Annotated in this window: 23 protein-coding genes; 7 read left to right on the top strand and 16 right to left on the bottom strand. The window is 63.9% G+C overall.

Going from position 1 to position 25422, the window contains the following annotated elements:
• Positions 1–51 precede the first annotated feature (51 nt).
• The 5 genes from prfA to WEB61_RS01680 all read right to left on the bottom strand — a co-directional run bounded on the left by prfA (position 52) and on the right by WEB61_RS01680 (position 7408).
• Positions 52–1119, bottom strand: a complete 1068-nt coding sequence (gene prfA, locus WEB61_RS01700; protein ID WP_368062597.1) for a peptide chain release factor 1 — start codon at positions 1117–1119, stop codon at positions 52–54.
• A gap of 58 nt (positions 1120–1177) precedes the next feature.
• Entirely contained in the window at positions 1178–2326 is a 1149-nt protein-coding gene (ispG, locus tag WEB61_RS01695; protein ID WP_368062596.1) for a flavodoxin-dependent (E)-4-hydroxy-3-methylbut-2-enyl-diphosphate synthase, read from the bottom strand.
• Positions 2327–2439: 113 nt separating this feature from the next.
• Positions 2440–3558 (bottom strand): RodZ domain-containing protein, encoded by a 1119-nt coding sequence (locus tag WEB61_RS01690; protein ID WP_368062595.1) that lies wholly within the window; start codon positions 3556–3558, stop codon positions 2440–2442.
• Positions 3559–3821: 263 nt separating this feature from the next.
• Positions 3822–6092 (bottom strand): phosphoenolpyruvate--protein phosphotransferase, encoded by a 2271-nt coding sequence (ptsP, locus tag WEB61_RS01685; RefSeq protein WP_368062594.1) that lies wholly within the window; start codon positions 6090–6092, stop codon positions 3822–3824.
• Positions 6093–6151: 59 nt separating this feature from the next.
• A complete protein-coding gene (locus WEB61_RS01680) occupies positions 6152–7408 on the bottom strand; it encodes an aspartate kinase (protein ID WP_368062593.1) in 1257 nt (418 codons plus the stop codon).
• A 224-nt stretch (positions 7409–7632) separates the two neighbouring features.
• On the opposite strand from WEB61_RS01680, the gene ubiG reads away from it, so the two are divergent.
• From ubiG to WEB61_RS01665, 3 genes are read left to right on the top strand one after another with little or no spacing between them, the layout of a single operon-like run.
• Entirely contained in the window at positions 7633–8406 is a 774-nt protein-coding gene (gene ubiG / locus WEB61_RS01675; RefSeq protein ID WP_368062592.1) for a bifunctional 2-polyprenyl-6-hydroxyphenol methylase/3-demethylubiquinol 3-O-methyltransferase UbiG, read from the top strand.
• Between the two features lie 46 nt (positions 8407–8452).
• Positions 8453–8812 (top strand): cytochrome c5 family protein, encoded by a 360-nt coding sequence (locus WEB61_RS01670; RefSeq protein ID WP_368062591.1) that lies wholly within the window; start codon positions 8453–8455, stop codon positions 8810–8812.
• On the top strand, positions 8809–10200 hold the full coding sequence (locus WEB61_RS01665) for a D-arabinono-1,4-lactone oxidase (RefSeq protein ID WP_368062590.1): 1392 nt from the start codon (positions 8809–8811) through the stop codon (positions 10198–10200). Before WEB61_RS01670 ends, WEB61_RS01665 begins: the two co-directional genes overlap by 4 nt.
• Positions 10201–10207: 7 nt before the next feature.
• Here the strand turns inward: WEB61_RS01665 and WEB61_RS01660 are convergent, their stop codons facing one another.
• From WEB61_RS01660 to WEB61_RS01645, 4 genes are read right to left on the bottom strand one after another with little or no spacing between them, the layout of a single operon-like run.
• Positions 10208–10645 carry a DUF1178 family protein gene (locus tag WEB61_RS01660; RefSeq protein ID WP_368062589.1) on the bottom strand — a complete coding sequence of 146 codons (438 nt, stop codon included), beginning with the start codon at positions 10643–10645 and terminating at the stop codon, positions 10208–10210.
• The gene (locus tag WEB61_RS01655) at positions 10642–11502 is read right to left on the bottom strand and encodes a carbon-nitrogen hydrolase family protein (RefSeq protein ID WP_368062588.1); all 861 of its coding nucleotides are present in this window, start codon (positions 11500–11502) and stop codon (positions 10642–10644) included. The genes WEB61_RS01660 and WEB61_RS01655 overlap by 4 nt, the downstream gene beginning before the upstream one ends.
• Before the next feature lie 4 nt (positions 11503–11506).
• The gene (gene grxC, locus WEB61_RS01650) at positions 11507–11764 is read right to left on the bottom strand and encodes a glutaredoxin 3 (RefSeq protein ID WP_368062587.1); all 258 of its coding nucleotides are present in this window, start codon (positions 11762–11764) and stop codon (positions 11507–11509) included.
• A gap of 55 nt (positions 11765–11819) precedes the next feature.
• Positions 11820–12596, bottom strand: a complete 777-nt coding sequence (locus WEB61_RS01645; protein ID WP_368062586.1) for a ComF family protein — start codon at positions 12594–12596, stop codon at positions 11820–11822.
• 99 nt (positions 12597–12695) lie between these two features.
• Between WEB61_RS01645 and WEB61_RS01640 the strand changes: the two genes are divergently transcribed.
• Positions 12696–13619, top strand: coding sequence for a methyltransferase domain-containing protein (locus WEB61_RS01640; RefSeq protein WP_368062598.1), 924 nt, complete (start codon positions 12696–12698; stop codon positions 13617–13619).
• 18 nt (positions 13620–13637) lie between these two features.
• On the opposite strand, the gene WEB61_RS01635 is transcribed toward WEB61_RS01640, so the two are convergent.
• From WEB61_RS01635 to WEB61_RS01620, 4 genes are all read right to left on the bottom strand, one after another.
• Positions 13638–13823: a Flp family type IVb pilin gene (locus WEB61_RS01635; protein WP_368062585.1), complete on the bottom strand. Its 186-nt coding sequence runs from the start codon at positions 13821–13823 to the stop codon at positions 13638–13640.
• A 51-nt stretch (positions 13824–13874) separates the two neighbouring features.
• Positions 13875–14309: a (deoxy)nucleoside triphosphate pyrophosphohydrolase gene (locus tag WEB61_RS01630; RefSeq protein ID WP_368062584.1), complete on the bottom strand. Its 435-nt coding sequence runs from the start codon at positions 14307–14309 to the stop codon at positions 13875–13877.
• 93 nt (positions 14310–14402) lie between these two features.
• Positions 14403–15842, bottom strand: coding sequence for a bifunctional glutamate N-acetyltransferase/amino-acid acetyltransferase ArgJ (gene argJ, locus WEB61_RS01625; protein ID WP_368062583.1), 1440 nt, complete (start codon positions 15840–15842; stop codon positions 14403–14405).
• 36 nt (positions 15843–15878) lie between these two features.
• On the bottom strand, positions 15879–16802 hold the full coding sequence (locus WEB61_RS01620; RefSeq protein ID WP_368062582.1) for a peptidylprolyl isomerase: 924 nt from the start codon (positions 16800–16802) through the stop codon (positions 15879–15881).
• 261 nt (positions 16803–17063) lie between these two features.
• On the opposite strand from WEB61_RS01620, the gene secA reads away from it, so the two are divergent.
• Positions 17064–19787: a preprotein translocase subunit SecA gene (secA, locus tag WEB61_RS01615; protein WP_368062581.1), complete on the top strand. Its 2724-nt coding sequence runs from the start codon at positions 17064–17066 to the stop codon at positions 19785–19787.
• 81 nt (positions 19788–19868) lie between these two features.
• On the opposite strand, the gene WEB61_RS01610 is transcribed toward secA, so the two are convergent.
• Positions 19869–21230, bottom strand: a complete 1362-nt coding sequence (locus WEB61_RS01610) for a spinster family MFS transporter (protein WP_368062580.1) — start codon at positions 21228–21230, stop codon at positions 19869–19871.
• Between the two features lie 132 nt (positions 21231–21362).
• On the opposite strand from WEB61_RS01610, the gene WEB61_RS01605 reads away from it, so the two are divergent.
• Both WEB61_RS01605 and WEB61_RS01600 read left to right on the top strand, forming a co-directional pair.
• Entirely contained in the window at positions 21363–22544 is a 1182-nt protein-coding gene (locus WEB61_RS01605; protein ID WP_368062579.1) for an epoxide hydrolase family protein, read from the top strand.
• A gap of 7 nt (positions 22545–22551) precedes the next feature.
• Positions 22552–23760 (top strand): epoxide hydrolase family protein, encoded by a 1209-nt coding sequence (locus WEB61_RS01600; RefSeq protein WP_368062578.1) that lies wholly within the window; start codon positions 22552–22554, stop codon positions 23758–23760.
• On the opposite strand, the gene WEB61_RS01595 is transcribed toward WEB61_RS01600, so the two are convergent.
• A complete protein-coding gene (locus WEB61_RS01595; protein ID WP_368062577.1) occupies positions 23761–24291 on the bottom strand; it encodes a PAS domain-containing protein in 531 nt (176 codons plus the stop codon).
• Positions 24292–24397: 106 nt separating this feature from the next.
• Entirely contained in the window at positions 24398–25357 is a 960-nt protein-coding gene (locus WEB61_RS01590) for an acetyl-CoA carboxylase carboxyltransferase subunit alpha (RefSeq protein WP_368062576.1), read from the bottom strand.
• Positions 25358–25422: the final 65 nt, after the last annotated feature.

Here is a 25422-nt window from a genome sequence, read left to right as displayed (position 1 = left end):
CCGCCTGCTTCAACCGCCAGCCCAGCATCCGCGCCGCATGGTCGCGCGTGTTCACGCCTCGTCGCCCAGCGCCGCCAGACGCGCCGCCTGGTCCTCGGCGACAAGCGCCGAGATCAATTCGCCCAGCGCCTCGCCGGCGACGATCTGATCGAGCTTGTGCAATGTCAGATTGATGCGGTGATCGGTGACCCGGCTCTGCGGAAAATTATAGGTGCGGATGCGCTCCGAGCGGTCGCCCGAACCGACCTGGCCCTTGCGCTCCGCCGAACGCGCGCGGTCGAGACGTTCGCGCTCCGCGTCGTAGATCTTGGCCCGGAGCAGCTGCATCGCGCGCGCCTTGTTCTTGTGCTGCGATTTCTCGTCCTGCTGCGCAACGACGATGCCGGTCGGCAGATGCGTGATGCGGACGGCGCTTTCGGTCTTGTTGACATGCTGGCCGCCGGCGCCGGACGCCCGGTAGACGTCGATGCGCAAATCCTTGTCCTCGATCGCGACATCGACCTCCGCGGCCTCGGGCAGCACCGCGACGGTGGCCGCCGATGTGTGGATGCGTCCGCTGCCTTCGGTCGCCGGTACGCGCTGCACGCGATGGACGCCCGATTCGAATTTCAGCTTCGCATAGACGCCGCGCCCCGAAATGCCGGCAACGATTTCCTTGTAGCCGCCCATTTCGCCCTCGGACGCCGAGATGAGCTCGACCTTCCAGCCCTGCAGCGCCGCGTAGCGTTCATACATGCGGAAGAGATCGCCGGCGAAAAGGGCCGCCTCGTCGCCGCCGGTGCCGGCGCGCACCTCGAGAATGACGTTGCGCTCGTCGGCGGCGTCCCCGGGCAGCAGCATCAACTGCAGTTCATGTTCGAGCCGCGGCAATTCCTCGTTGAGGCGCGCGATTTCTTCGCGCGCCATCTCGGCCATATCGCGCACCCGCAAGAGCGCTTCGGCATCCTCGTATTCGCGCTGCGCGGCATTGAGCTTGCCGATCGCCGCGGCGATGGGCGCAAGCTCCGAAAATTCCTTCGACAGCGCGACGAAACGATCGCGCGGCAGGTCGGAATTCATTTCGGACTGCACCGCCTCGAAGCGGGCGATGACGCTCTGGAGTTTTTCTTCGGGGATCATGTCGAACAAGGAACCTGGCGAGTGACGGAGCGGGCGGCGGGCCGGGGCGCCAGCCTCGCTAATCGCCGGCCAGAGCGTGTGGTTCGGCCGCTCGTTCCGCGGCTTCGCGCGCGCGCTCGATTTCCTTCGCCTTGGTTTCGACCAGTTCGACCAGGTGCTCGACGATCTCGTCGTTCCTGATCTTGTGATCGGTGAGGCCGGCAAGATAGACCATGCCCGAACCCGCGCCGCCGCCGGTGAACCCGATATCGGTCTGTTCGGCCTCGCCCGGCCCGTTGACGACGCAGCCGATCACCGACAGCGTCATCGGCGTCGCGATATGGGCGAGACGTTCCTCAAGCAGGCGGACCGTGCCGATGACGTCGAAGCCCTGCCGCGCGCAGGACGGGCAGGAAATGATGGTGACGCCGCGATGGCGCAGCCCGAGCGACTTCAGAATGTCGAAGCCGACTTTCACTTCCTCGACGGGATCGGCCGAAAGCGAAACGCGGACGGTGTCGCCGATGCCGCCCCAGAGCAGCATGCCGAGACCGACCGAGGACTTGACCGTGCCGGTCATCAACCCGCCTGCTTCGGTGACGCCGATATGGAGCGGACAATCGATGGCGTCGGCCAGCTGCTGATAGGCGGCGACCGTGAGGAAGGGATCGGATGCTTTCACGCTGATCTTGAATTCGTGGAAATCGTGATCCTGCAGGATGCGTGCATGATCGAGCGCGCTTTCAACCATCGCTTCAGGGCAGGGTTCGCCGTATTTTTCGAGAAGGTCGCGTTCGAGCGAACCGGCATTGACGCCGATGCGCATCGAGCAGCCATGATCCTTTGCCGCCTGGACGACCTCCTTCACCCGCGCCGCCGAGCCGATATTGCCCGGATTGATGCGGAGGCAGGCGGCGCCCGCCTTTGCCGCTTCGATGGCGCGGCGATAGTGGAAGTGAATGTCGGCAACGATCGGAATTTTGCTGGCGCGGACGATTTCGCCGAGCGCCGCCGTCGAGGCCTCGTCGGGGCAGGACACGCGCACGATGTCGCAGCCCGCCTCTTCGATGCGGCGAATCTGCTCAATCGTCGCCTTCGCATCGGACGTCAGCGAGTTGGTCATGGTCTGGACGGAAATCGGCGCATCGCCACCGACCAGCACCGATCCCACATGAATCTGCCGGCTCTTGCGGCGCGCGATGTCGCGCCAGGGTCTGATGCTGCTCATGGCTTCACTATCCGTCCGTCCGCGGGACGCTGGACCGAAAGGGCACATGGCGCATGGCGCCGCACCCGTCAGGCGATTTCATACCAGAAATGTGGCGTTTCCGCGAAAACGGCCTATTCGAGCGGCGTTTCACCCGAAACATCGCCGGCAACCGCCGGTTTCGGCATCGCCGCCAGCAGATCGGCCGCATAGAGCGACTTGCCCGTCAGAACCAGCGTCGAAGGCCCGGCAAGACCCAGCGGCTGGCCATCGACCATGATCTCGAAGGCGCTGGCATCGCGCGCCACCAGAATGACGCCGGGCTGGCTCGGCGCGCGGTAGCTGTCGCCGATCTGGAAAACCCGTTCGATCAGAACTTTGCCGGCCGCATCCTCGACGCGGATCCAGGCACCGTTGCGGCGGGCACGCACCACGACCCGGCCGTCGACATTTTCGGCGCCATAGGGCGTGCCATCCGGCACGGGCGGCAGCTCGGACGACACTTCTTCGGAGAGCGCGGCGAGTTCCATTTCCTCGACAGCCGCTTCGGCGGCCGCGGCTTCGGCCGCTTCCTCGTTGAGCGGCGCCGGCTCGTAAACGCTTTGCGGCGGAAGAACCGCATCGGCAGACGGCGCCGGCGCAACGCGCACGACCGGCACATCGTCGGCACCGGGTGTCGAGGCGGACGCGCTGTCGCCGCGCGGTGCAACGGCATCGGCGGATTCCGCCGGTGCATCCGCCGTTGCCGGCAGATCAAGCGTGGCGGGCCCGCGCGCGGCCATCATTTCGTCGGTCGACTTCGACAACAGCCAGCCGCCATAAAGGCCGGCCGCGACGACGAGAAGCACGATCAGGAAGGTGCCTTTCGGCAGCCGCCGCTCTTCGTCGATGTCGGGGAAGCTCAGATCGGCGGCGGTTGCCGCCGCATTGTCCAGTTCGGCCTTGTAGCGCTCGACGACGTGGCGGCTGTCGAGACCGAGATATTCCGCATAGGAACGAACGAAACCGATCGCATAGGCGCGCGCCGGAAGCTCGGCGTTGCGGCCTTCTTCGATCGCCTCGAGCTGGCTGCGGCTGATGCGAAGACATTGCGCGATCGCGCGCAGATCCTCGCCGCGGCGCAACCGCGCATTGCGCAACTCGGCGCCCACCGTGTCGGCGGCGTCGGGCAATTCATTGGTGATGTCGCGCAGGTGCAGCCTGCGCCGCGCGTCCGACCGGTCTTCGGTGGGCAGCATCGTGACTTTGGTCATCTGTGTGGGCTCTTCTTCCCCGAGCTGAGCCATTCAAACCGCACTTTTTTTCTCATCAATGGGTACTGCGAAGGATCATCGGTGCTTCAAAACGATACATATCGGTCCCCGAACCGGCCCGAACACATCCACCCAATGCGTCTGATTGCCTAGAATAGAACAAAACCGTTGACAAACTGCAACCACGGATCGGGTCAACCCCCTTTTCCGGTCAAGGTTTTCGGGTTTCGGGCGGATGCGGGGCGGCGGGCGCCGGAGCCGCCTCAAATGATCACGCCATGGGCCTCGGCAAAGCCGGCGAGCCGCTCGCGGACGGACCGGTCCGGCAGCTCGAAAAGGCCTTCCATGAAGGTCTCGAGTTTGCCCGCGTCGAGCGAGCGGACCATCATCTTGACCGGGCCGACGGCCGCCGGCGACATCGAAATACGGCGGAAACCAAGACCCAGAAGCGCCATCGCCTCGAGCGGCTTGCCGGACATTTCGCCGCACAGCGTCAGCGGCGTGTTATGCGCGCGGCATTTGACGACAATGTGCTTCAGGAAACTCAGCACGGCCGGACTCAGGAAATCGTAGCGGCTGGCGACACGGGCATTGCCCCGGTCAGAGGCGAAAAGGAACTGCAGGAGGTCATTCGAGCCGACGGACACGAAATCGACCAGCGGCAACAGCGTATCGAGCTGCCAGGCCAGCGACGGCACTTCGAGCATGGTGCCAATTTCGAGATGCGCGGGCTTTTCCTTGCCGAACTGGTCGAGCCGGGCCATTTCCTTGTCGACCAGCGCGCGGGCGCGCTGGAATTCGGCCACTTCGGCGATCATCGGAAACATGATCCGGAGCGACCGTCCGGCCGCCGCCGTCAAGAGCGCCCTGACCTGATGGCGCAAAAGGCCCGGCCGGTCGAGGCTGATGCGGATAGCACGCCAGCCAAGCGCCGGGTTCTCTTCCTTCAGCGCCGCGAAATTCATGTAAGGCAACATCTTGTCGCCGCCGATATCGAGCGTGCGGAAGACGACCGGATTGTCGCCGGCGACATCGAGCACGGCGCCATAAAGCTCGATCTGGTCGCGCAAGGATGGCAGCGTCGAAGCGATCATGAACTGAAGCTCGGTGCGGAAGAGGCCGATACCCTCGGCACCCGATTCCTCCAGATGCGGCAGGTCGACCTGCAGACCGGCATTGACATAGAGCGAGACGCGCTCGCCGTCGCAGGTGACCGCCGGCTCGCCCCGGATCGCCTTGTACTGTTCCTGCTTGCGGGCGCGGAAGCGTGCCTTCTCCGAATAGGAGGCGATGACTTCCTGCGAGGGGCGCAGATAGACCTCGCCCGTGTCGCCATCGACGATGATCGCGTCGCCCGGCTCGATATGATCGAGAATGTCGCCGGCGCGGCCGACCGTGGCGATGCCGAAGGCGCGCGCGACGATCGAGACATGGGCGTTGGCCGCGCCCTCCTCGAGCACGAGACCCCTGAGCCGCGTCTTGTCGTAGTCGAGGAGCTCGGCCGGACCCATGTTGCGCGCGATGATGATGGCGTCGTTCGGCAGGTTGGCCGAGAGCGAGGCAAGCGTGACGCCGGTGAGCTGGCGCAAGAGCCGGTTGGCGAGATCGTCGAAATCATGCAGCCGGTCGCGGATGTAAGGATCGGCCGCGCGCTGCAGCCGCGCCCGCGTGTCGTTCTGCACGCGCTCGACGGCGGCTTCCGCCGTGAGGCCGGTGCGCACCGCCTCGAGCATCCGCTTCAGCCAGCCGCGATCGTTCGCGAACATGCGATAGGCCTGCAGCACTTCGCGATGCTCGCCCGCATGGCTGAGATCGGCCGTTTCCAGCATGTCGTCGATCGAGCCCCGAAGCGCATAAACGGCCTGTTCGAGGCGCTTCAGTTCGAGCTCGGTGTCTTCGGCGATCAGCTTCGTCACATGCACGCGCGGCTCGTGCAGCACCGCATGCCCGAGCGCGATGCCCTCGCAGAAGGAGGTCGCCTGGATGTGGTGCGGCACCTGGCGGGCCTGGTCCGGCGTCTCGAAGGCCTGCGGGTCGACCAGCTCGGCGGCCGCCACGACTTCGGCGAGCACCATCGCGACCGTCTGCAGCGCCTCGACTTCCTCTTCGGTGTAATGCCGCTTGGTGCGGTTCTGCACGGCGAGCACGCCGACGACCTTGCCGCTTCTGAGAATCGGCACGCCCATCAGCGACTTGTAGATTTCTTCGCCCGTTTCCGGCCGGTAGGCAAACCCCGGATGCGACTGCGCGTCGGCCAGATTGAGCGGCCGCGCATGCTCGGCAATGTCGCCGATCAGGCCTTCGCCGGATTTCAGCCGCGTGTTGTGGACGGCGGTCGGCTTCAACCCTTCGGTCGCCGACAATTCGAGTTCGCGCGTCCTGTTGACGAGATAGACCGAGCACACCTCCGCGACCATGTTGGACGCGATCAGCACGACGATCTTGTCGAGTCGTTTTTGCGCACTTTCCGGCTCCGCCATGACTTCGCGCAGTCGACGGAGCAGGATGCGCGGACCGCCGACGGAGCCCGGCATCAGTCCCGGTCCCTTTCGCTGCGAATGTGGCGGATGAGCGTCAACGGTCCTGGCCTCCGTTATCCGGCATCGAGTTCGTAGGCCGTGTGCAGGGCGCGCACGGCAAGCTCGGTATATTCCGACGAGATCAGCACACTGACCTTGATCTCCGATGTCGTGATCGCAAGGATGTTGATTCCCTTCTCGGCAAGCGTCTGGAACATCGTCTTGGCGACGCCGGCATGGCTGCGCATGCCGATGCCGATGATCGACACCTTGACGACATTGAGGTCGGTCTTGACTTCCTGGCAGCCGATGCCGGCCTGCAACTTGCGGATCACATCCTCGGCGCGCGTCAGCTCGGCCTGCGGCACCGTGAAGGTGATGTCGGTGCTTTTGCCATCATCCGACACGTTCTGGATGATCATGTCGACATTGATCGACGCATCGGCCAGCGGCCCGAAAACGCCCGCGGCGACGCCCGGCTTGTCCTCGACCTTAACGAGCGTGACCTTGGCTTCGTCTTTCGAATAGGCGATGCCGCTGACGACCTGTTGTTCCAAGATTTCATCCTCGTCGCAAACAAGAGTACCCGGCCCGATTGCCTCAGGCCCGTTGCCCTGCGGCGCGTCGGGCGCATCGAAGCTCGAGCGAACCTGAAGGCGCACACGATGGACCATGGCGAGTTCGACGGAGCGGGTCTGGAGAACCTTGGCGCCGAGCGACGCCATCTCCAGCATTTCCTCGTAGCTGATCTTACCAAGCTTTCGCGCCTTCGCAACGATGCGCGGATCGGTCGTATAAACGCCATCGACATCGGTATAAATGTCGCAGCGGTCGGCATGGATCGCCGCCGCAATGGCAACGGCACTGGTGTCGGAGCCGCCGCGGCCGAGCGTCGTGATTCTGTTGTCCGGCGCCAGACCCTGAAAGCCGGCGACAACCGCAACTTCCCTGCGCCCGAGGCGCTCGATCAGCACCGTGCCGTCGATCTCCTGAATGCGCGCCGCGCCATGGGCGTTGTCGGTGTGAATCGGAATCTGCCAGCCGAGCCATGAGCGCGCCGACACGCCGATGCGCTGCAACTCGATCGCAAGCAGCCCGACCGTCACCTGCTCGCCGGTTGCAACAATTGCGTCATATTCGCGCGCATCATGCAGCGGCGCCGTCTCGCGCGCCCAGGCAACGAGCTGGTTTGTGGTGCCAGCCATCGCCGAAACGACGACGGCGACCTCGTGGCCGGCATCCGTCTCGCGTTTGACATGCTGCGCCACATTGCGGATGCGCTCGACATCCCCGACCGACGTGCCGCCGAATTTCATGACCAGTCTGGCCATCTTCGCTTCCATAACTCAGCGCCGCCGATCCCGATCGGCGGCTGTCATTCTTCGCCGGCGCCGAGGGCCCACTGGACCGATCCGGCCGGAACGCCCTATATCATAACCAGATGGGAGGCTGTGCCCCGCGCCCGCCGGGCGCGGCCATACATACAAGCCCCGCCCCAACCCCGCAACCGGCGGAAACGGCCGGAAAGCCAGAGCGACGCAAGGGAAAGAGCCATATGGCCAAACCGGCCGGAGAGCAGACCCCGAGGGACGGGGCAGGCAGCGTCGATCCGGCGGAGATCGCCCGCTTTTCGGCCATGGCCGCCGAATGGTGGGACCCGGCGGGCAAGTTCCGTCCGCTGCACAAATTCAACCCCGTGCGGCTCGGCTATATCCGCGCGCATGTCGGCGCCCATTACGGGCTCGACGCCCGGGCCCGGCATCCGTTTCAGGGCTTGCGCTTTCTCGACATCGGCTGCGGCGGCGGCCTGCTCGCCGAGCCGATGGCGCGCCTCGGCGCCGACGTGACCGCTGCCGACGCCTCGGAGGAAAACATCAAGACGGCATCCGTCCATGCCGCCGAGCAGGGCCTCGCCATCGACTATCGCTGCACCACGGCCGAGGCGCTGGCCGGCCAGGGCGAGACATTCGACGTCATCCTCAACATGGAAGTGATCGAGCATGTGGCCGACCGCGACATGTTCCTGAAGGATTGCGCGCAGATGGTGCGGCCGGGCGGGCTGATGTTCGTGGCGACCCTCAACCGCACGCTGAAGGCGCATGCGCTGGCGATCGTCGGCGCCGAATATGTTCTCGGCTGGCTGCCGCGCGGCACGCATGACTGGAAGAAATTCGTGACCGTCGAGGAAATGGAAGCGGGCCTCGCAGCCGCCGGGCTTGAGGTGCGGGAAATCGCCGGTGTCGGTTACAATCCGCTCTTCGACAGCTGGTCGCTGTCGGAGGACACCGACGTCAATTACATGGTGCTTGCAGAACGGGCAAAGAACTAAAGAGTGCCGCAGGAAGGCAATATCGGGGGGCTATATGAGATATCGAGTGGGGCGGTTCACGGCCGCGCTTGCAGGACTGGCGCTGATCACGCTGGCAGGCTGCGACGGGAAAGAGGAAGCGGTTGCGCCCGTGATCCTCAACGCGCATGAAGCAACGCTTTACGCGCATAGTTGCAGCACATGTCACGAGGACCCGGCGACCGGCGCCCCGCGGACACACGACATGGAGAGCTGGGCGCCCCGCCTCGCCAAGGGCGACGAGCAACTTCTCGCCAACATTGTGAACGGTTTCAACGGCATGCCCCCGCTCGGCCAGTGCATCGAATGCGACGCCGAAGACTTCATCCTGCTGACACACTTCATGGCCGGCCCTGCCGCCACCGCCGAGGGGGAGACGAACGAATGAAAATCTCGCGCCGCAACATGCTCCAATTCGCGGCCAGCGCTTCGGCGCTGGCGGTGACCGGCCAGATCCCGCCCTTGCTGACCCGCGCCTTCGCGGAAGAACCCCGCCGTGTCATTCCCTGGAAGAACTGGTCCGGCGGACAGAGCTGCACACCCGCCATCCGCACCGCCCCCGCAAGCGAGGCGGAATTGGCCGAAATCGTTACAGGCAGCGCGACGCCCATCCGCGCAGTCGGCGCCGGGCATTCCTTTTCGCCACTCGTGCCGACAGAGGGAACACTCGTCTCTCTCGACCGGCTGAGCGGCATCGTCTCTCACGACGCAGCAACGCGGCGCGCAACGTTCAAGGCCGGTACGCGTCTCGGCGCCATGGCCTCGGCGCTCGCCGAACGCGACCTCGCACTCGACAACATGCCCGACATCAACAAGCAGACGATCGCAGGCGCGATTTCGACGGCAACGCATGGCACGGGCGTCGATCTCGGCTCGCTCTCGACCTTCGTGACCGGCCTGAAGCTGATGACGGCATCCGGTGAGCTTCTCGAATGCAGCGAGACGACAAATGCCGGTGTCTTCGACGCCGCGCGGGTTTCGCTGGGCGCGCTGGGCATCGTGACGGAGACGACGATGCAGGCGCGGCCGCTCTACAAGCTGAAGCGCCGCACCTGGATTGCCTCCATCGAAGAGATGCTGGAGCAGGCGCCCGAGCTTTGGGCGAAGCACCGCAATTTCGAATTCTACTACGTTCCCTATTCCGGCATGGCGATCGGCATCACGAATGACGAGACGGACGAAGCCGAAACGCCGGAGCCTGTAAACGAGGACGATGAAGGGGTGATGCAACTGAAACAATTGCAGGACTGGCTCGGCTGGTCGCCCTCGACGCGGCGCTGGGTCATCCAGAAGATCATGGCCGGAATGGAGCCCGAGGAACGCGTCGACTATTCGCACAAGACATTGTCGGCGGAACGCAATGTGCGCTTCAACGAAATGGAATATCACCTGCCGCGCGAGGCAGGCCCGAAAGCGCTGCGCGAAATCATCGCGGCGATCGAGACCGGCAATATCGAGGTCTTTTTCCCGATCGAGTTCCGCACCACGGCGCCGGACGACATCTGGCTGAGCCCGTTCTACCGGCGCGAGAGTTGCTCGATCGCCGTCCATCGCTTTCACGAAGCGGATTACGAACCCTATTTCAGCGCCATCGAGCCGATCTTCCGCAAGCATGACGGCCGTCCGCACTGGGGCAAGCTCAACACGCTGACGGCAAAGGACTTCGCGCCGCTTTATCCGAAGTGGCAGGATTTTCTCGAGTTGCGGAAGGAACTGGACCCGGAGGGCAAGTTTCTCAACCCGTATCTGAAGTCGGTGTTCGGGATCGACGCCTGAGCCGCACTCAGTTCGCGCGGGCCGGCGGCACGACGGGCAAGGGCGCAACCTCGACGCCTTCGTCGATCAGGTCACGCGCTTCGGCCAGCGTCGCCTCGCCATAGATGTCGCGGTGATCGGTCTCACCGTAGTGAATACGGCGCGCCTCCTCGGCAAACTTGTCGCCGACATAGTCGCAATTCTCTTCGACGTGCTTCTTGAGCGCCAGCATCATCATGTTCATCTTCTGCGCGGCATCGGGCGTAGCAGAAATATCGCCGCGCTTCGCACCCTTTTTTGTACCGCGTCCAAGGCCAGGCGCCATCAGCGCCTTGCGCACCTCGGCGCTGCCGCAAACGGGGCAGACGACGTCACCGGACGCAGCCTGCGCCTCGAAACCGGCGGACGACGGAAACCAGCCGTCGAATTCGTGTTCGTGCTCGCAGAGAAGCGCGTAGCGGATCATGATGCCTGCCTCACCGATTTGACGACGGGCAGCGCGAATTCGCGATCATGGCCGAGACTTGGAACGCGCGCCCGCGCTTCCGCGATACGCGCGGTGTCGATTTCGGCGAGCAGGACGCCGGGTTCGTCATGTGCGGCCTCGGCGGCGACCTCGCCCCAGGGCGCGACGATGAGACTGTGGCCGTAGGTTTCGCGACCGCATTCATGCTTGCCGCCCTGCGCCGGCGCAAAGACATAGCAGCCGGTCTCGATGGCGCGCGCTTTCAGCAGCGCATGCCAATGCGCTGCGCCGGTCTGGCGCGTGAAGGCGGCGGGCACGGTCAGAAAATCGGCTCCCGCCTGCGCCAGCGCGCGATAGAGATGCGGAAAACGCAGATCGTAACAAACCGTCATCCCGAGGCGCCCCCAGGGCAGGTCGGCGATGACGGCCTCGCGGCCCGGTTCGAAATTCTTGCTTTCGCGGTAGCTCTCGCCACCAGCGAGGTCGACGTCGAACATGTGGATCTTGTCGTAACGCGCGGTGATGCCGCCATCGGGCGCGACCAGGAACGACCGGTTCGCAAGCTTCGTCGCCGAAAGCTTGACCGGCAGCGAACCGATCAGCAGCCATATTTTCTTCGCCGCCGCCAGTTGGCGCAGCGCTGCCAGCGTCGCATCGTCTTGTTCTTCGCACGTATTGGCGAACAGTTTCTCGCTTTTCGTTTCGAGAAGCGAAGTCATCTCGGGCGTCATGACGAAGTCGGCGCCCGCCGCTGCCGCTTCGGAGACAAGCGCCGATACCGAGGCAAGATTGGCCGCAACATCGCGCCCGGCGCGCATCTGCACACAAGCGGCAGTGAATGTGGTTGCAGCTGTCATTGCGTCAGGCGGCCAGCAGAGCGTCGAGCTTGCCGGCGGCTTCGAGCGCCTGCAGATCGTCGCTGCCCCCGACATGCCGGTCGCCGATGAAAATCTGCGGCACCGTGTGGCGGCCATTGGCGCGCGCCATCATTTCGCGACGCTTGTCGACATCCATGCCGACATCGATTTCAGTGAAGGCAACGCCCTTCCGCCCGAGCAGGTCTTTCGCCCGGTAACAATAGGGGCACATCATCGTCGTATAGATCGTGACATCCGCCATCGCGGCACTCCAACGCAGGGCCGCAACCGAGAGCGGCCCGAAAAAAGACTATATATCATATAGATATGCCTCCGCCCGGTACAACCCGGGCGACGCACAGCACCGAAACCTCGGCGGCCCCGCCGCGCACAAGCGCCCTTGCGCATGCCTCCGCCGTCGCGCCGGTCGTCATCACATCGTCGACCAGCACCACTTTCCGGTCGCGCACGAGCGCCGCCGCACCGTCGGCAAGCTGGAAGGCGCCGGCAACATTGCGCCGCCGCGCATCGGCCGTCAGCCCAACCTGCGGCCGCGTCGCCCGCACGCGCTGCAGAAGTTCCGGCATGTGTGGCAGGCCGGCAAGCGCCGCCACCCGCCGTGAAAGCTCCGCTGACTGATTGAACCGGCGCGAAAAGAGCCGCCGCTTGTGCAGCGGCACCGGCGCCAGCAGATCGGCATCAGCGAGCAGTTCCGCGCCGCTGCGCGCCAGCCAGCGCGCGAAGGCGGGTCCCGCCTCCATCCGGTCGCCATATTTGAAGCGATGCAACAAGGCGGCGCTGCGGTCGTTATAGCGCATCACGGCACGCGCCCGCGCATAGGCGGGTGGCTGGGCAAGCGCCACGGCGCTGACCGTCTCAGGCCCCGTGTCGAAGGAAAACGGCAGACCCATCACCGCGCAAAACGGCCGTTCGATGAAATCGGCCTCGCTCCAGCAGCGCGCGCAAAGCGCGCCATGCGCATCGACGCCCCGCCCGCAGCCGAGACAAAGCGGCGGCAAGGCGATGTCGGCAAGGCGCAAGGCGCGCCGCCACCCCGTCGACCAGCCATCCGAAATGCCCGCCGCGATCCTCATGACACCCCCGGTTCGGCGCCAGCCTATCACGACGCGGGTCTTGCGGGCGACGCCCCCGCCCACCATGATGCCGCCATGCCAGCTCCCGCCACCCCGCCAATGTCCCCATCGGGCCCGATACGCGTTTTCGACCGCCCGGCGCATGCGCGCCGCCGCGCCCGCGCCGCCGCCGGCTTTGCCGGTCACGACTTTCTGGTGCGCCGCGCTTCAATCGACATTGCCGAGCGCCTTGCTGGCATCAACCGCGATTTTGCGCTGGCGCTCGATCTCGGCTGCCACCAGGGCGCGCTGGCGGCGGCACTGGCCGATACCGCCGGCATGGCCGGCAAGCCGGATATGCTCATATCGGCCGACATCGCACCCGCCATGCTCGCTCATGCGCCGGGCCCGCGCGTCGCCGCCGACGAGGAGGCATTGCCCTTTCGCGACGCAAGCCTCGATCTTGCGGTCAGCGTGCTCTCGCTGCACTGGGTGAACGACCTGCCCGGCGCCCTGATCCAGATCCGCCGGGCGCTGAAACCCGACGGTCTTTTCATGGCCGCTCTTTTCGGCGGCGACACGCTGACCGAATTGCGTCAGTCGCTGGCCGAAGCGGAAATCGAATGCGAGGGCGGCCTCAGCCCGCGCGTCTCGCCTTTTGTCGACATCCGCGACATGGGCAGTCTGATGCAGCGCGCGGGCTTCGCCCTGCCGGTCGTCGACGCCGACCGGGTGACGGTGCGTTATGCCGACCCGATGCGGCTGATGGCCGAGCTCCGCGGCATGGGCGAAAGCAACGCGCTCAGCGAACGTCGTCGCGGTCCGATGCGCCGCGCGACACTGATGCGGACCGGTGAAATCTATCGCGAGAAGTTCGGATTGGCAGACGGCCGCGTGCCGGCCACATTCGAAATCGTGACGGCGACCGGCTGGGCACCCCACGAAAGCCAGCAGAAGCCGCTTCGTCCCGGCAGTGCCGAAACACGCCTCGCCGAGGCGCTGGGAACGAGCGAGCGCAAGGCGGGTGAAAAAACCGGACGTTGAAGCTCGTCGTGCGCCGGATCACGCGCCGCCGATGGCCGCAGCGATCGGGCCGAACAAAACATCGCGAAGCGCCGTGCCGGCAAGTCCGACCGCGAGCGCAACGACGATCGAAAGGCCAGCGGCGATAAGGCCGTATTCGATGGCGGTTGCACCGCTGTCGTCCGTCGCGAACGATCTCGTGAGATACATCAGCTTGCCGGTCATCGCCCTCGTCCTTCCTCGTCGATCGTGTGAGGGGAACGCGGGGGCGCACCCTCACAGCAAATCGCGCAACACGGCCACCAGCGGCTCGTCCGCAGGCGGCATCGGGTAGGCGCGCAAGCCGGCGGGCCGAACCCATTCGAGCGCCTGCCCTTCGCAGGGCCGGACCTGCCCCTCCCAGCGCCGGCAAACATAAAGCGGCATCAGGAGGTGAAAGTCCTCATAGGCATGGCTCGCGAAGGTGAGCGGCGCAAGACACGCCTTCGCGACATCGATACCGAGTTCCTCGTGAAGTTCCCGGATCAGCGTGTCCTCGGGCATCTCGCCCGGTTCCACCTTGCCGCCCGGAAATTCCCAAAGCCCCGCGAGCGGTTTGCCCTCGGGACGGCGGGCAATCAGCACCCGCCCATCGGCATCGACTAGCGCGCAAGCCGCAACAAGAACAAGCCGTTTGGGCTCGCTTGTGCTGCTCTCGCGCTCCTCCGCCATGCTGGGCCTGTTGAGTTAACGTTTTGTGGTCCGATGCATATCGGACCAGCCGATAGCTCGAATTTTAGTTAAAATTGCGTAAGGGCGGGGCGCTCAGCTTCGGTAGTCGGCATTGATGCGAATGTAGTCATAGGTGAGATCGCAGGTCCACACGACGGCCGACGACTTGCCGACGCCGACATCAACCTCGATATCGATCTCCTGGCCTTTCATGTGTTTCGCTACCGGCGCCTCATCATAGCCGCGCACCGCCATGCCGTTTTTCGCCACATCGACACCGCCGATGCGGATCGCGAGGCGGTCGCGATCCGCCGCTTCGCCGGACTTGCCGACCGCCATGACGATGCGGCCCCAATTGGCGTCCTCGCCGGCGATCGCCGTCTTGACCAGCGGCGAGTTGGCCACCGTCATGGCGATGCGCCGCGCCGCCTGATGGCTTTGCGCGCCCGATACGGCCACGCGCACGAATTTGGTCGCACCTTCGCCGTCCCTCACCACTTGATGCGCGAGATCGAGCATCAGCGCGTCGAACGCCTTGCGGAAATCGCGCAGCCGCGGATCGCTTGCCCGCGTGATTGGCGCCTCATCGGTCATCGCCGCTCCGGTGGCAAACACCATGACGGTGTCGCTGGTCGACGTGTCGCTGTCGACCGTGATGGCGTTGAAGCTGTCGCGCGCGCCGAGCATCAGCAGCGTCTGCAGGATCTTCGACGGGATCGCCGCATCGGTGAAAATGAAAACCAGCATGGTTGCGAGATCGGGCGCGATCATGCCCGATCCCTTTGCGATGCCGTTGATCGTCACCTCCGCACCGCCAACCCGGACGCGTTGCGTCGCGAGTTTGGGATAGGTGTCGGTGGTCATGATCGCGCGGGCGGCGTCATCCCATCCATCCGGCCCAGCCGACGCCATCGCCGTCGAGATGCCGGCGACGATGGGTGCGGCGTCCATCGGCTCCCCGATCACGCCAGTCGAGGCGACAAAGACATCCCGCTGGCGGCAATTGCCGGCTGCGGCGGCGGCCGATGCGGTCGCTTTGACCGTCGCCACACCGGCCTTGCCCGTGAAGGCATTGGAATTGCCCGAATTGACGACCAGCATTCGCCCCTCGCCGCCATCGGCAAGATTGGCGCGGCACCAGTCGACGGGCGCGGATGCCGTTTTCGAGGTGGTGAAAATACCGGCAGCCTGCGTTCCTTCGACCATCTTCACAACAAGAAGGTCTGTACGGCCTTTGTACTTGATGCCGGCCGCCGCAACGCCGGACGTAACCCCACCAACCGGCGGCAGCTTGGGAAAGCTTTTCGGTGCCAGCGGAGATATTTTTGATGCCGATTTGGCCTTGGATTTGGGTTTGGGTTTGGCGCGCGCCGTTTTCTTCGGCCGCGCCAGTTTACGCTGGGCACGCGGCTGCTTCGCCTTGCTGCGCGGGCCGGTCTTGGGTTTGGCTTTGCCCTTGGCCTTGCCGCTCACCTTGCGCTTCGGCTTCACCGATGCCCGAATACCCGCGCACGCACTTTTTTTGACCGCCATAGCCGCCTGCCCTGAAACTGAAACCCGAATCCGCCTCTACTGCGCCTGCGGCACGATCTGCGGCCGCCCGCCCGACGGTGCCGATTCGGCACCGATGACGTCTATCTTCGCATCGGCGCGCAATTTCTCCATGAGCTTTTGCCCTTCTTCGCGGACGATCGCGCGAACGATGTCCTCATGCGCTTCCTCGAGACTGGGCTTCGGCAGATCGCGCGTATCGACGAGTTGGAACAGATGCCAGCCGAAATCGGTCTGGACCGGCGGCGATATTTCGCCCGCCTTGAGCGCAGACACGGCATCGCCGAAAGCCGGCACCATTTCATCGCGCCGAAACCAGCCAAGATCGGTGTCTTGGAGTGAACCGGCGCTGCCGCCATACTGAGTCATCGCATCGTCAAAGCTCAGGCCGCCCGCGATCTCGGCCTCGATCTTCTCGGCTTCGGCCTTGTTCTGCACCAGAATGTGCCGGGCATTGAATTCCTTTTCGGCTGGCGCCTTGGCGATATTGGCTTCGTACCAGGCCGCGATCGCGGCGTCGGTGACCTTGTCCTGCATCAATTGAGTCCAGTAGAAGTCGCGCAGCGCCTTTTCGGCGAAATAAGCCTGGCGGCGCTGGACTTCCGGATGATCCTCGACCTTGGCGGCCCGCGCGGCTTCGGCCACGACGCGCCGGTCGATCAGCATGCCGAGCAGATACTGGAACCGCTGCTCGGGCTCGAGCCGCGCCAGCACCGCGCCCATTTCCTCATCCGCCATCGCCACGTCGGAATAGCGGATCGGCGTTCCCTCTACCGTCACGATGATCGCGTCCTGCCCCTCCTCCTGGGTAAGGCCCGGCGTGGCAAGGCCGCCGGCGGCGAATGGAGCGGTGAGCGGCAGGACCAGCGCAAGAGCGGCCAGACGGCGCGGAAAGAACATCGGCAAACCTTCCTGTGACGTGATCCGGACATTCGCGTTCATTCGCATTGGTGTCCGGTTGCGGGCGGGTGACCGGCACACGGCCGCCCGCCACATAACATAAGCCGCGCGTTCGAGGCGGAATTTTGGCGCGCCATAATGGGCCCCGCGCCCGTACCGCACAAGGACCCCTCCATTACAGTAAATTAAAGAAAACCCGCCGCTTTCCGCTCTCTGCGGCATGGCATGCGGGCACCCGGTTTCATTGACAAGGCATCGGCCGCCCCTTACATCGGGAGCGCACCGCAAGAGGATTTTGACCTGATGGCAAGCTTTGGCGCACTCGCCAAGCGTCTTTTCGGCTCAGCCAACGACCGAAGGATCAAGGCTTACTCGGCCCGGGTCGAGGCGATCAACGCCCTCGAACCGGAATTGGCCGCGCTGGACGACGCAGCCCTGCGCGGCAAGACGGCCGAATTCCGCGCCCGCCTCCAGGCCGGAGAAGCACTGGACGACCTGCTGCCCGAAGCCTTCGCGACGGTACGCGAGGCCGCCAAGCGCACCCTCGGTCAGCGCCACTACGACGTGCAGCTCATCGGCGGTATGGTGCTCCACGAAGGCAACATTTCGGAAATGAAGACCGGCGAAGGCAAGACGCTGGTCTCGACACTGGCAGCCTATCTGAACGCGCTGCCCGGCAAGGGCGTCCACCTCGTTACCGTCAACGACTATCTGGCCAAGCGCGACAGCGAGTGGATGGGCGAAATCTATCGTTTTCTCGGCATGAACGTCGGCGTCATCCTGCACGGCCTCGACGACAACCAGCGCCGCGAAGCCTACGGCGCCGACATCACCTACGGCACCAACAACGAATACGGCTTCGACTACCTGCGCGACAACATGAAATACCAGCTCGCCTCGATGGTGCAGCGGGGACATCAATTTGCGATCGTCGACGAAGTGGACTCGATCCTGATCGACGAAGCGCGCACGCCGCTGATTATCTCCGGCCCGCTCGACGACAAGTCCGATCTCTATCTCTCCATCGACGAGATCATTCCGGAGATCGACGCCGCCGACTACGAGATGGACGAGAAGGCCCGCACCGTCAATCTCACCGACGACGGCAACGAGCATATCGAGCAACTGCTGCGCGACCGCAACATCCTGACCGAAGGCAACCTCTACGACATCGAAAACATCACCATCATCCATCATGTGAACAATGCGCTTCGTGCGCACAAGCTGTTCCAGAAGGACAAGGACTACATCGTCAAGGCCGGCAAGGTCGTCATCATCGACGAGTTCACGGGCCGCATGATGGAAGGCCGGCGCTATTCCGATGGGTTGCACCAGGCGCTTGAAGCCAAGGAGCGCGTGCAGATACAGCCGGAAAACCAGACGCTCGCCTCGATCACCTTCCAGAACTATTTCCGTATGTACAAGAAACTTGCGGGCATGACCGGGACGGCGCTGACGGAAGCATCCGAATTCGGCGACATCTACAACCTGGACGTACTGGAAATCCCGACCAACAAGGACGTTGCCCGCGTCGATGAGGACGACGAGGTCTACCGCACCGCGCGCGAGAAATACGACGCGATCATTCTGCAGATCGAGGATTGCGCGAGGCGCGGCCAGCCGGTGCTGGTCGGTACCACCTCTATCGAGAAATCGGAGAGGCTCGCCGAGCTCCTGAAGCAGAAGAAGGTCAAGCACAACGTCCTGAACGCGCGTTATCACGAGCAGGAAGCACATATCATCGCGCAGGCCGGCGTTCCCGGCGGCGTCACGATTGCGACCAACATGGCCGGCCGCGGCACCGACATCCAGCTCGGCGGCAATCTCGACATGCGCATCGCCGACGAAACGGCCGGCATCGAGGACGAGAACGCGCGCGCGCGCAAGACCGAAGAAGTGAAAGCCGACGTCGCAGTCAAAAAGGAACGCGCGCTCGAAGCCGGCGGTCTCTATGTCATCGGCACCGAGCGCCACGAGAGCCGCCGCATCGACAACCAGCTGCGCGGCCGCTCCGGCCGTCAGGGCGATCCCGGCCGTTCGAAATTCTACCTCTCGCTCGAAGACGACCTGATGCGCATTTTCGGCACCGACCGCATGGACGGCATGCTGCAAAAACTCGGGCTCGAGGAAGGCGAAGCAATCGTCCATCCCTGGATCAACAAGGCGCTGGAAAAAGCGCAACAGAAGGTCGAGGCGCGTAACTTCGATATCCGCAAGAACCTGCTGAAATTCGACAATGTGATGAACGATCAGCGCCGCGCGATCTTCGAGCAGCGCATCGAGCTGATGAAGGCCGAGGACATCTCCGAAACCGTGAGCGACATGCGCCGTCAGGTAATCGACGACATGGTGGCGTTGCATGTGCCGGAGAAAGCCTATGCCGAACAATGGGACATGGCGGGCCTCGAGGCCGATGTCGTAAAGACGCTAGGTCTCGACCTGCCGGTCGAAGCATGGGCCGCGGAGGAAGGCATCGCGGAGGAGGAAATCCGCGAACGTCTCTACGCCGCCACCGACCGTCATATGGCGGCAAAATCGGCGCAAGTCGGCCCCGACTTGATGCGCCAGGTCGAAAAGGCCGTGTTGCTGCAGACGCTCGACATGCACTGGCGCGAACATTTGATGATGCTCGATCATCTGCGCCAGGCGGTCGGCCTGCGCGGCTACGGCCAGCGCGACCCGCTGAACGAATACAAGTCGGAAGCCTTCGAGCTTTTCGAGAGCCTGCTGCGCCGGCTGCGCGAGGATGTGACGCGTCAATTGGCCGTTGCGCAATTCGTGACCGAAGCGCAGGCGCCACGCATCGAAGATGCGCCGCTGCCGGAAATGCATGCTCACCATGTGGACCCGGCGACGGGCGAAGACGAGATGGGCGGCGACACCGCAACGCTGCAACGCCCGGTGCGCAACGATCCGGGCGTCGCACTCAACCCCAACGATCCGGCGACGTGGGGCAAGACGTCGCGCAACGCCCCCTGTCCGTGCGGTTCGGGCAAGAAATACAAGCATTGCCACGGCACGCTTTAGCGCAAGGCCGGCAACCCGAAACCGAAAGAGCCGCGCCCGGAAACGGACGCGGCTCTTTCCATTTTGAACCGTCGAAAGCCGCTAGGCCCGAATACCCGCCTCGCCGGAGGTCTTCAGCGCGTGGCCGGCCAGAAAGTAATGCGTTGCCGCCCAGAGATTGAGCATCGCGGTGCCGAACAGCGCCCAGCGCAGCGATTCATTGCCAAAATCAAAGCTGACACGCAACACATCCGACAGGATGCCGACGAATTGCGGGCCGAAGCCGAGACCGATGATGTTGATGATGAAAAGCATCACAGCCGAGGCAAGGGCGCGCTTGGCCGGCGGCGTCAACGTCTGGATCAGTGCAAAGCTCGGCCCCAGATAGAAGGCGCCGAGAAAGGCAATGGGCACATAGATCACCCAGAGGATCGAGACCGGATAACCGAACGCATAGAAGGCCGGCCAGTTGTCCATCAGGTAGAAGACGATGATGAAAGGCACCACGGCGACCTTGGCCCAGGCAACGACCCAGCTGTTCCAGCGCACATCCTTCTTGGCGAGGCGGTCGGTCAACCGGCCGCCGACATAAGCCCCCAGTCCGCCGACAATGCCGACCAGCGGGGCGAGAAATGACGAGACCTCGCCGATCGACATGCCATGGGTGCGGATCAGGAAGGCCGGCCCCCAGATGACGCCGCCATAGCCAACGAAGGAGGTGAGCGTGACACCCGCCACAACATGCCGTGTCGGCGCCGTGCGCCACAGATGCGCAAAGCCGTCCTTGACGACAGCGACGGCGGCCCGGAAATCGGCGATCTCGACCTTGGCCGGCGCCATGCCGTCGGCCTGTCCCCTCGGCGGTTCGACCAGCGTGTAGCGCACGATCGCCGCCAGCAGCAGGCCCGGCAAGCCGACGACGAAAAAGGCCGCGCGCCATCCGTACCATTCGGCAACCCAACCGCCGACCAGAAAGCCGATCATCACGCCGAAATAGACGCCGAGCGAATAGACCGCCATGGCGCTGGCGCGCTCTTCGGGCGGATACATGTCGGCGATCATCGAATGGGAAGGCGGCGTCGATCCGGCCTCGCCGATGCCGACGCCGATGCGAGCCGCAGCCATCTGCCAGAAGTTCTGCGCAAATCCGCAAAGGGCAGTCATGCCGCTCCAGATCGCGATGGCATAGGCAATGATGTTGCGCCGGTTGCCGCGATCGGCCCAGAGTGCGATCGGAATGCCGAGCGTCGCATAGAAGACGGCGAAGGCGATGCCGGAAATAAAGCCGATCTGCCAATCCATAAGATGCAGATCGCGTTTGATCGGCTCCACGAGAATGCCGACGATATTGCGGTCGACATGGCTCGACGTATAGCCGAGCACCAGAACAAAGAGCGCATAACGCCTGTAGGCGGGCGAAAAGGCGGTCGATACCGCCTGCTTCGTCGCTGCAACTTCGGCCATCCCCGGATCCCCTCGCATTTTGTTATGCGGTCACATTACGTGTGTCCGTCGCCCCCGGCAATCGCTTGCGGGTGGCCGGACGCCTGCCATAATCGCCTCAACAAGAACGCTGCGCCGAGGAGGCCACACCCCATGTCATCGCCCACACCTTTCACCATCGACATTCCGCAGGGGAAAATCGACGCGATCCTGAAGAAGGTCCGCGCCTATGAGTGGCACGAAATGCCGGAAATCGCGCCCGGCGCCGACCGCTGGGCCTACGGCACCGACATGGATTACATGAAGGAGCTGTGCGGCTACTGGGTCGACAAGTTCGACTGGCGCGCGGCGGAGAAGAATCTCAATCGCTTTCCGCAATTTCGCGTCGGCATCGATGGTCACGACATCCATTTCATTCATGTGAAGGGTTCGGGCACCCACCCCGAAACGCTGCTGCTGACCCATGGCTGGCCGGGCTCGGTTTTCGAGTTTTTCGACGTGATCGAACAACTCGCCCATCCCGAGAAATTCGGCGGCAAAGCTGACGATGGCGTCAATCTCGTGATCCCGTCGCTGCCCGGCTACGGCTTCGGCGGCAAGCCGAAAACGCCCATCGGCCCGCGCGGCACCGCCGCCCTCTGGGACAAACTGATGCGCGACGTGCTGGGCTGCAAAAACTACGTCGCGCAGGGCGGCGACTGGGGCTCGGTCGTTTCCGGTTGGCTCGCCTACAATCACAGCGCACCGAAAGGCGGCTGCAAGGCCGTCCATCTCAACATGTTCGGCTTGCGGCCCGCCGCCCTTCCCGAGACGGACGAAGAAAAGCAATGGGCGCAAGGGGCGGCGATGGTCTTTGAGCTTGAAAGCGCCTATCTGCGCCTGCAGATGACGAAGCCCCAGACGCTTTCCTACGGCATGATGGACAGCCCCGTCGGGGCCGCCGCCTGGATCGTCGAGAAGTTCCATACCTGGTCCGACCGGCGCGGACCGGACGGCAAGGAGCATATCGAAAACGCTTTTTCGAAAGACCAGCTCCTTACCAACATCATGATCTATCTCGTCACCGGTACCTTCAACACCGCCACATGGTTCTATCGTGGCTTGTTCGAGGAGGGCGGCAACAACATGGCGCCTGGAACGAAAGTCGAAATTCCAACCGGCATCGCCAATTTCCCGAAGGAGTTTCTCAGGTTCCCGCCAAGAAGCATGGTCGAGAAGGGCTACAACGTCGTCCGCTGGACAGACTTCGAACATGGCGGTCATTTCGCGGCGCTCGAAACCGGCAAGGTTTTTGCCGACGACGTTCGCGCTTTCGTGCAACAGGTCAAGGGTTGAGGACGCCATGACCCACCGCATCGTGCCGGCCGACCCTTTCACGATCCGCGTTCCCGAGGCGGAAGTCGCAGACCTGAAACGCCGCCTGAGAACCACGCGCTTTCCGAACGAGCCGCTGGGCAACGAAGGCTGGAACTATGGAACAAACCTTTCCTACATGGAGCGGCTTGTCGAATACTGGCGTGACGACTTCGACTGGCGGAAGGCGGAAGCGAGCCTCAACCGCTTCCCGCAGTTTCTCGCCACGCTGACCGACGCCGACGACGAGGACCACACGATTCATTTCCTCTATGAGCGCGGTTCGGGCCCGAACCCGATCCCCTTGATCCTGACGCATGGCTGGCCCTCGACCTTCCGTGAATTTCTCGACGTGGTCGATCCGCTGGCCCATCCCGAAAAATACGGCTGCAAAGGTCCCGCCTTCGACGTCGTCGTGCCATCATTGATCGGGTACGGTTTTTCCTCGCTGCCGCGCAGGCCGATCGGTCCTGCCGCCATTGCCGATCTCTGGCACCGGCTGATGACCGAAGTGCTGGGTTACGACCGCTATGCGGCGCAGGCCGGCGACTGGGGCAGCTTCGTCACCTCGCGTCTGGCACTTCAGCACGCCGACGCACTTCTCGGCATTCATCTCACCATGCTGCCGCTTCGGCCCTCGCTGAAACATGAAAGCCAGCCGCCGGTGAGCGAGGAGGAGGGCCGCTGGATCGCCGACATGCAGAAATGGTGGCGGCGCGAGGAAGGCTATCGCTCGATCCAGTCGACAAAACCGATGGCGCTCGCCTTTGCCCTGACCGACAGTCCCGCGGGTCTGGCCGGCTGGCTCGCCGACAAGTACTACCGTCTCGGCGATACCGACAAACGCACGACGATGGACGGCATGATCGCGCGCTTTCCGTTCGACGATATCCTGACGCAGTTTTCGATCTACTGGTTCACCGGCACCATCAATTCGGCCAACACGCTCTACAAGGCCGGTCCTGCCGAAGGCTCGGCAACGCTGAAACCGGGCGAAAAGGTAACCGTGCCGACCGCCTATTCCGAATATCCGATCGACGTGCTGCCCGACACGCCGCGATCATGGGCCGAACGCGGCTACAACATTGTCCGCTGGAGGATCATGGAGAGGGGCGGTCACTTCGCGGCCATGGAAGAGCCGGAACTCTTTGCCGATGATGTGCGTGCGGCCTTCGGTGAGATGGGCGTCGAACGCTGATCAGTCCTGGTCGGGCGTGCCCGCGCCGAGATCGATCCATTGCGTGTCCTCGTAAGCAAGGATTTCGTAGGGGCCCTGCTCGTAGGCGACCGTTTCGATCGAACCGAAATAGGTGAGAATCATCCAGTGCCCGGAGTGACTGTGACGCATCGGCAGCGTCAGCGCTTCGGCGCGTTCGACCAGGTTGTCGCGACGAACGCGCAGCATGTTCCACCGGCCGCAGGGAGTCTCGGTCTGGGTACGAAGAAGACCGAGGTAATGCGGGCGCGTTGCCGGCGCGACAAGATCGAGCGCATTACCGCCGGTCGGATCGAACCCCATGGCGCGGCAAACGGCCGTGCCGGCCAGCCGCTGCACGACAAGATCGTCCGACACGATTTCGAGAATGGTGACGGCCGGCATCAGCGGCGCGATCGCGGCCGGGCTGAAGTCTTTCCTGTCGGGCGCGAAACCTTCCTTGGGCAGGCTGTCCCAATAGGAAAAGAAACGCCGCGCACCCGCGGTGCGCAGGAATTCCGGAAATGCCAGCATCCAGACGTCTCCACCCGACGATGCAGCCACAATGGCCGCAATCCCGTCAATCGGATTACAAGAATGCTGGCAATCTGGAAAGATTATATGAAGGCGGCGGGTGGTCTCAGGAAAGCCCCAACCGTCCCATTGCGAGAAATTTTTCCCGCCTGACGCGTCTGATCGAGTCGGCGTCGAGCTTTTCGAGACCGCGCAACTCCTCGGCGATGGCGTCGCCCGTTTCCTTGATCGTCTGGTTGCGCTCGCGATGCGCACCGCCGATGGGCTCGGGCAGCACCCGGTCGATGACGCCGAGTTCGTGCAGGTTCTGGGCCGTAATTTTCATCGCGGTCGCAGCTTCCTTGGTCTTGTCGGAGCTACGCCACAGGATCGACGAGGCGCCTTCGGGCGATATGACGCTGTAGACCGAATGCTCGAGCATCAGCACGCGGTTACCGCAGGCAATGCCGATGGCGCCGCCCGACATGCCTTCGCCGATAATGACCGAAACGAGCGGCACGCCAAGCGACAGGCAGCGGTCGGTCGAGCGTGCGATCGCTTCGGCGACGCTGCGCTCCTCGCTTTCCATGCCGGGATAGGCGCCCGACGTATCGGCAAGCGTCACGACCGGAATGCCGAACCGTTCGGCCAGCGTCATCAGGCGGATCGCCTTGCGATAGCCTTCGGGCCGCGCCATGCCGAAATTGTGCTTGATGCGGCCTTGCGTATCGGAACCTTTCTCATGGCCGATGAACATCACCGTGCGGCCGCGAAAGCGCCCGAGCCCGCCGACAATGGCGGCGTCTTCGCCATAGAGCCGATCGCCGGCCAGCGGTGTGAAGTCTTCGACCAGACGTTCGATGTAATCGAGAAAATGCGGCCGCGCCGGATGCCGCGCCACCTGCACCTTTTGCCAGGGGGTCAGCGAGGCATAAATATCCTGCAGAAGCTGCGAAGCCTTCTGCTCGAGCTTTGCCACTTCGTCGGAAATGCTGACGGACGGATCGTCCTGCGCGAGGAGCTTCAGCTCCTGCACCTTGCCTTCCAGCTCGGCAATCGGCTTCTCGAAGTCGAGATAGGTGTGCATCGCGCTCCGGCAACTCCCGCCCATCCGCGAACCCGGCAACGCACCGGGAGGACCCGGGCGCGGGC

Source organism: Parvibaculum sp. (assembly GCF_040882025.1).
Taxonomy (GTDB): Bacteria; Pseudomonadota; Alphaproteobacteria; order Parvibaculales; family Parvibaculaceae; genus Parvibaculum.
This window is presented reverse-complemented; position numbering and strand designations above follow the sequence as displayed.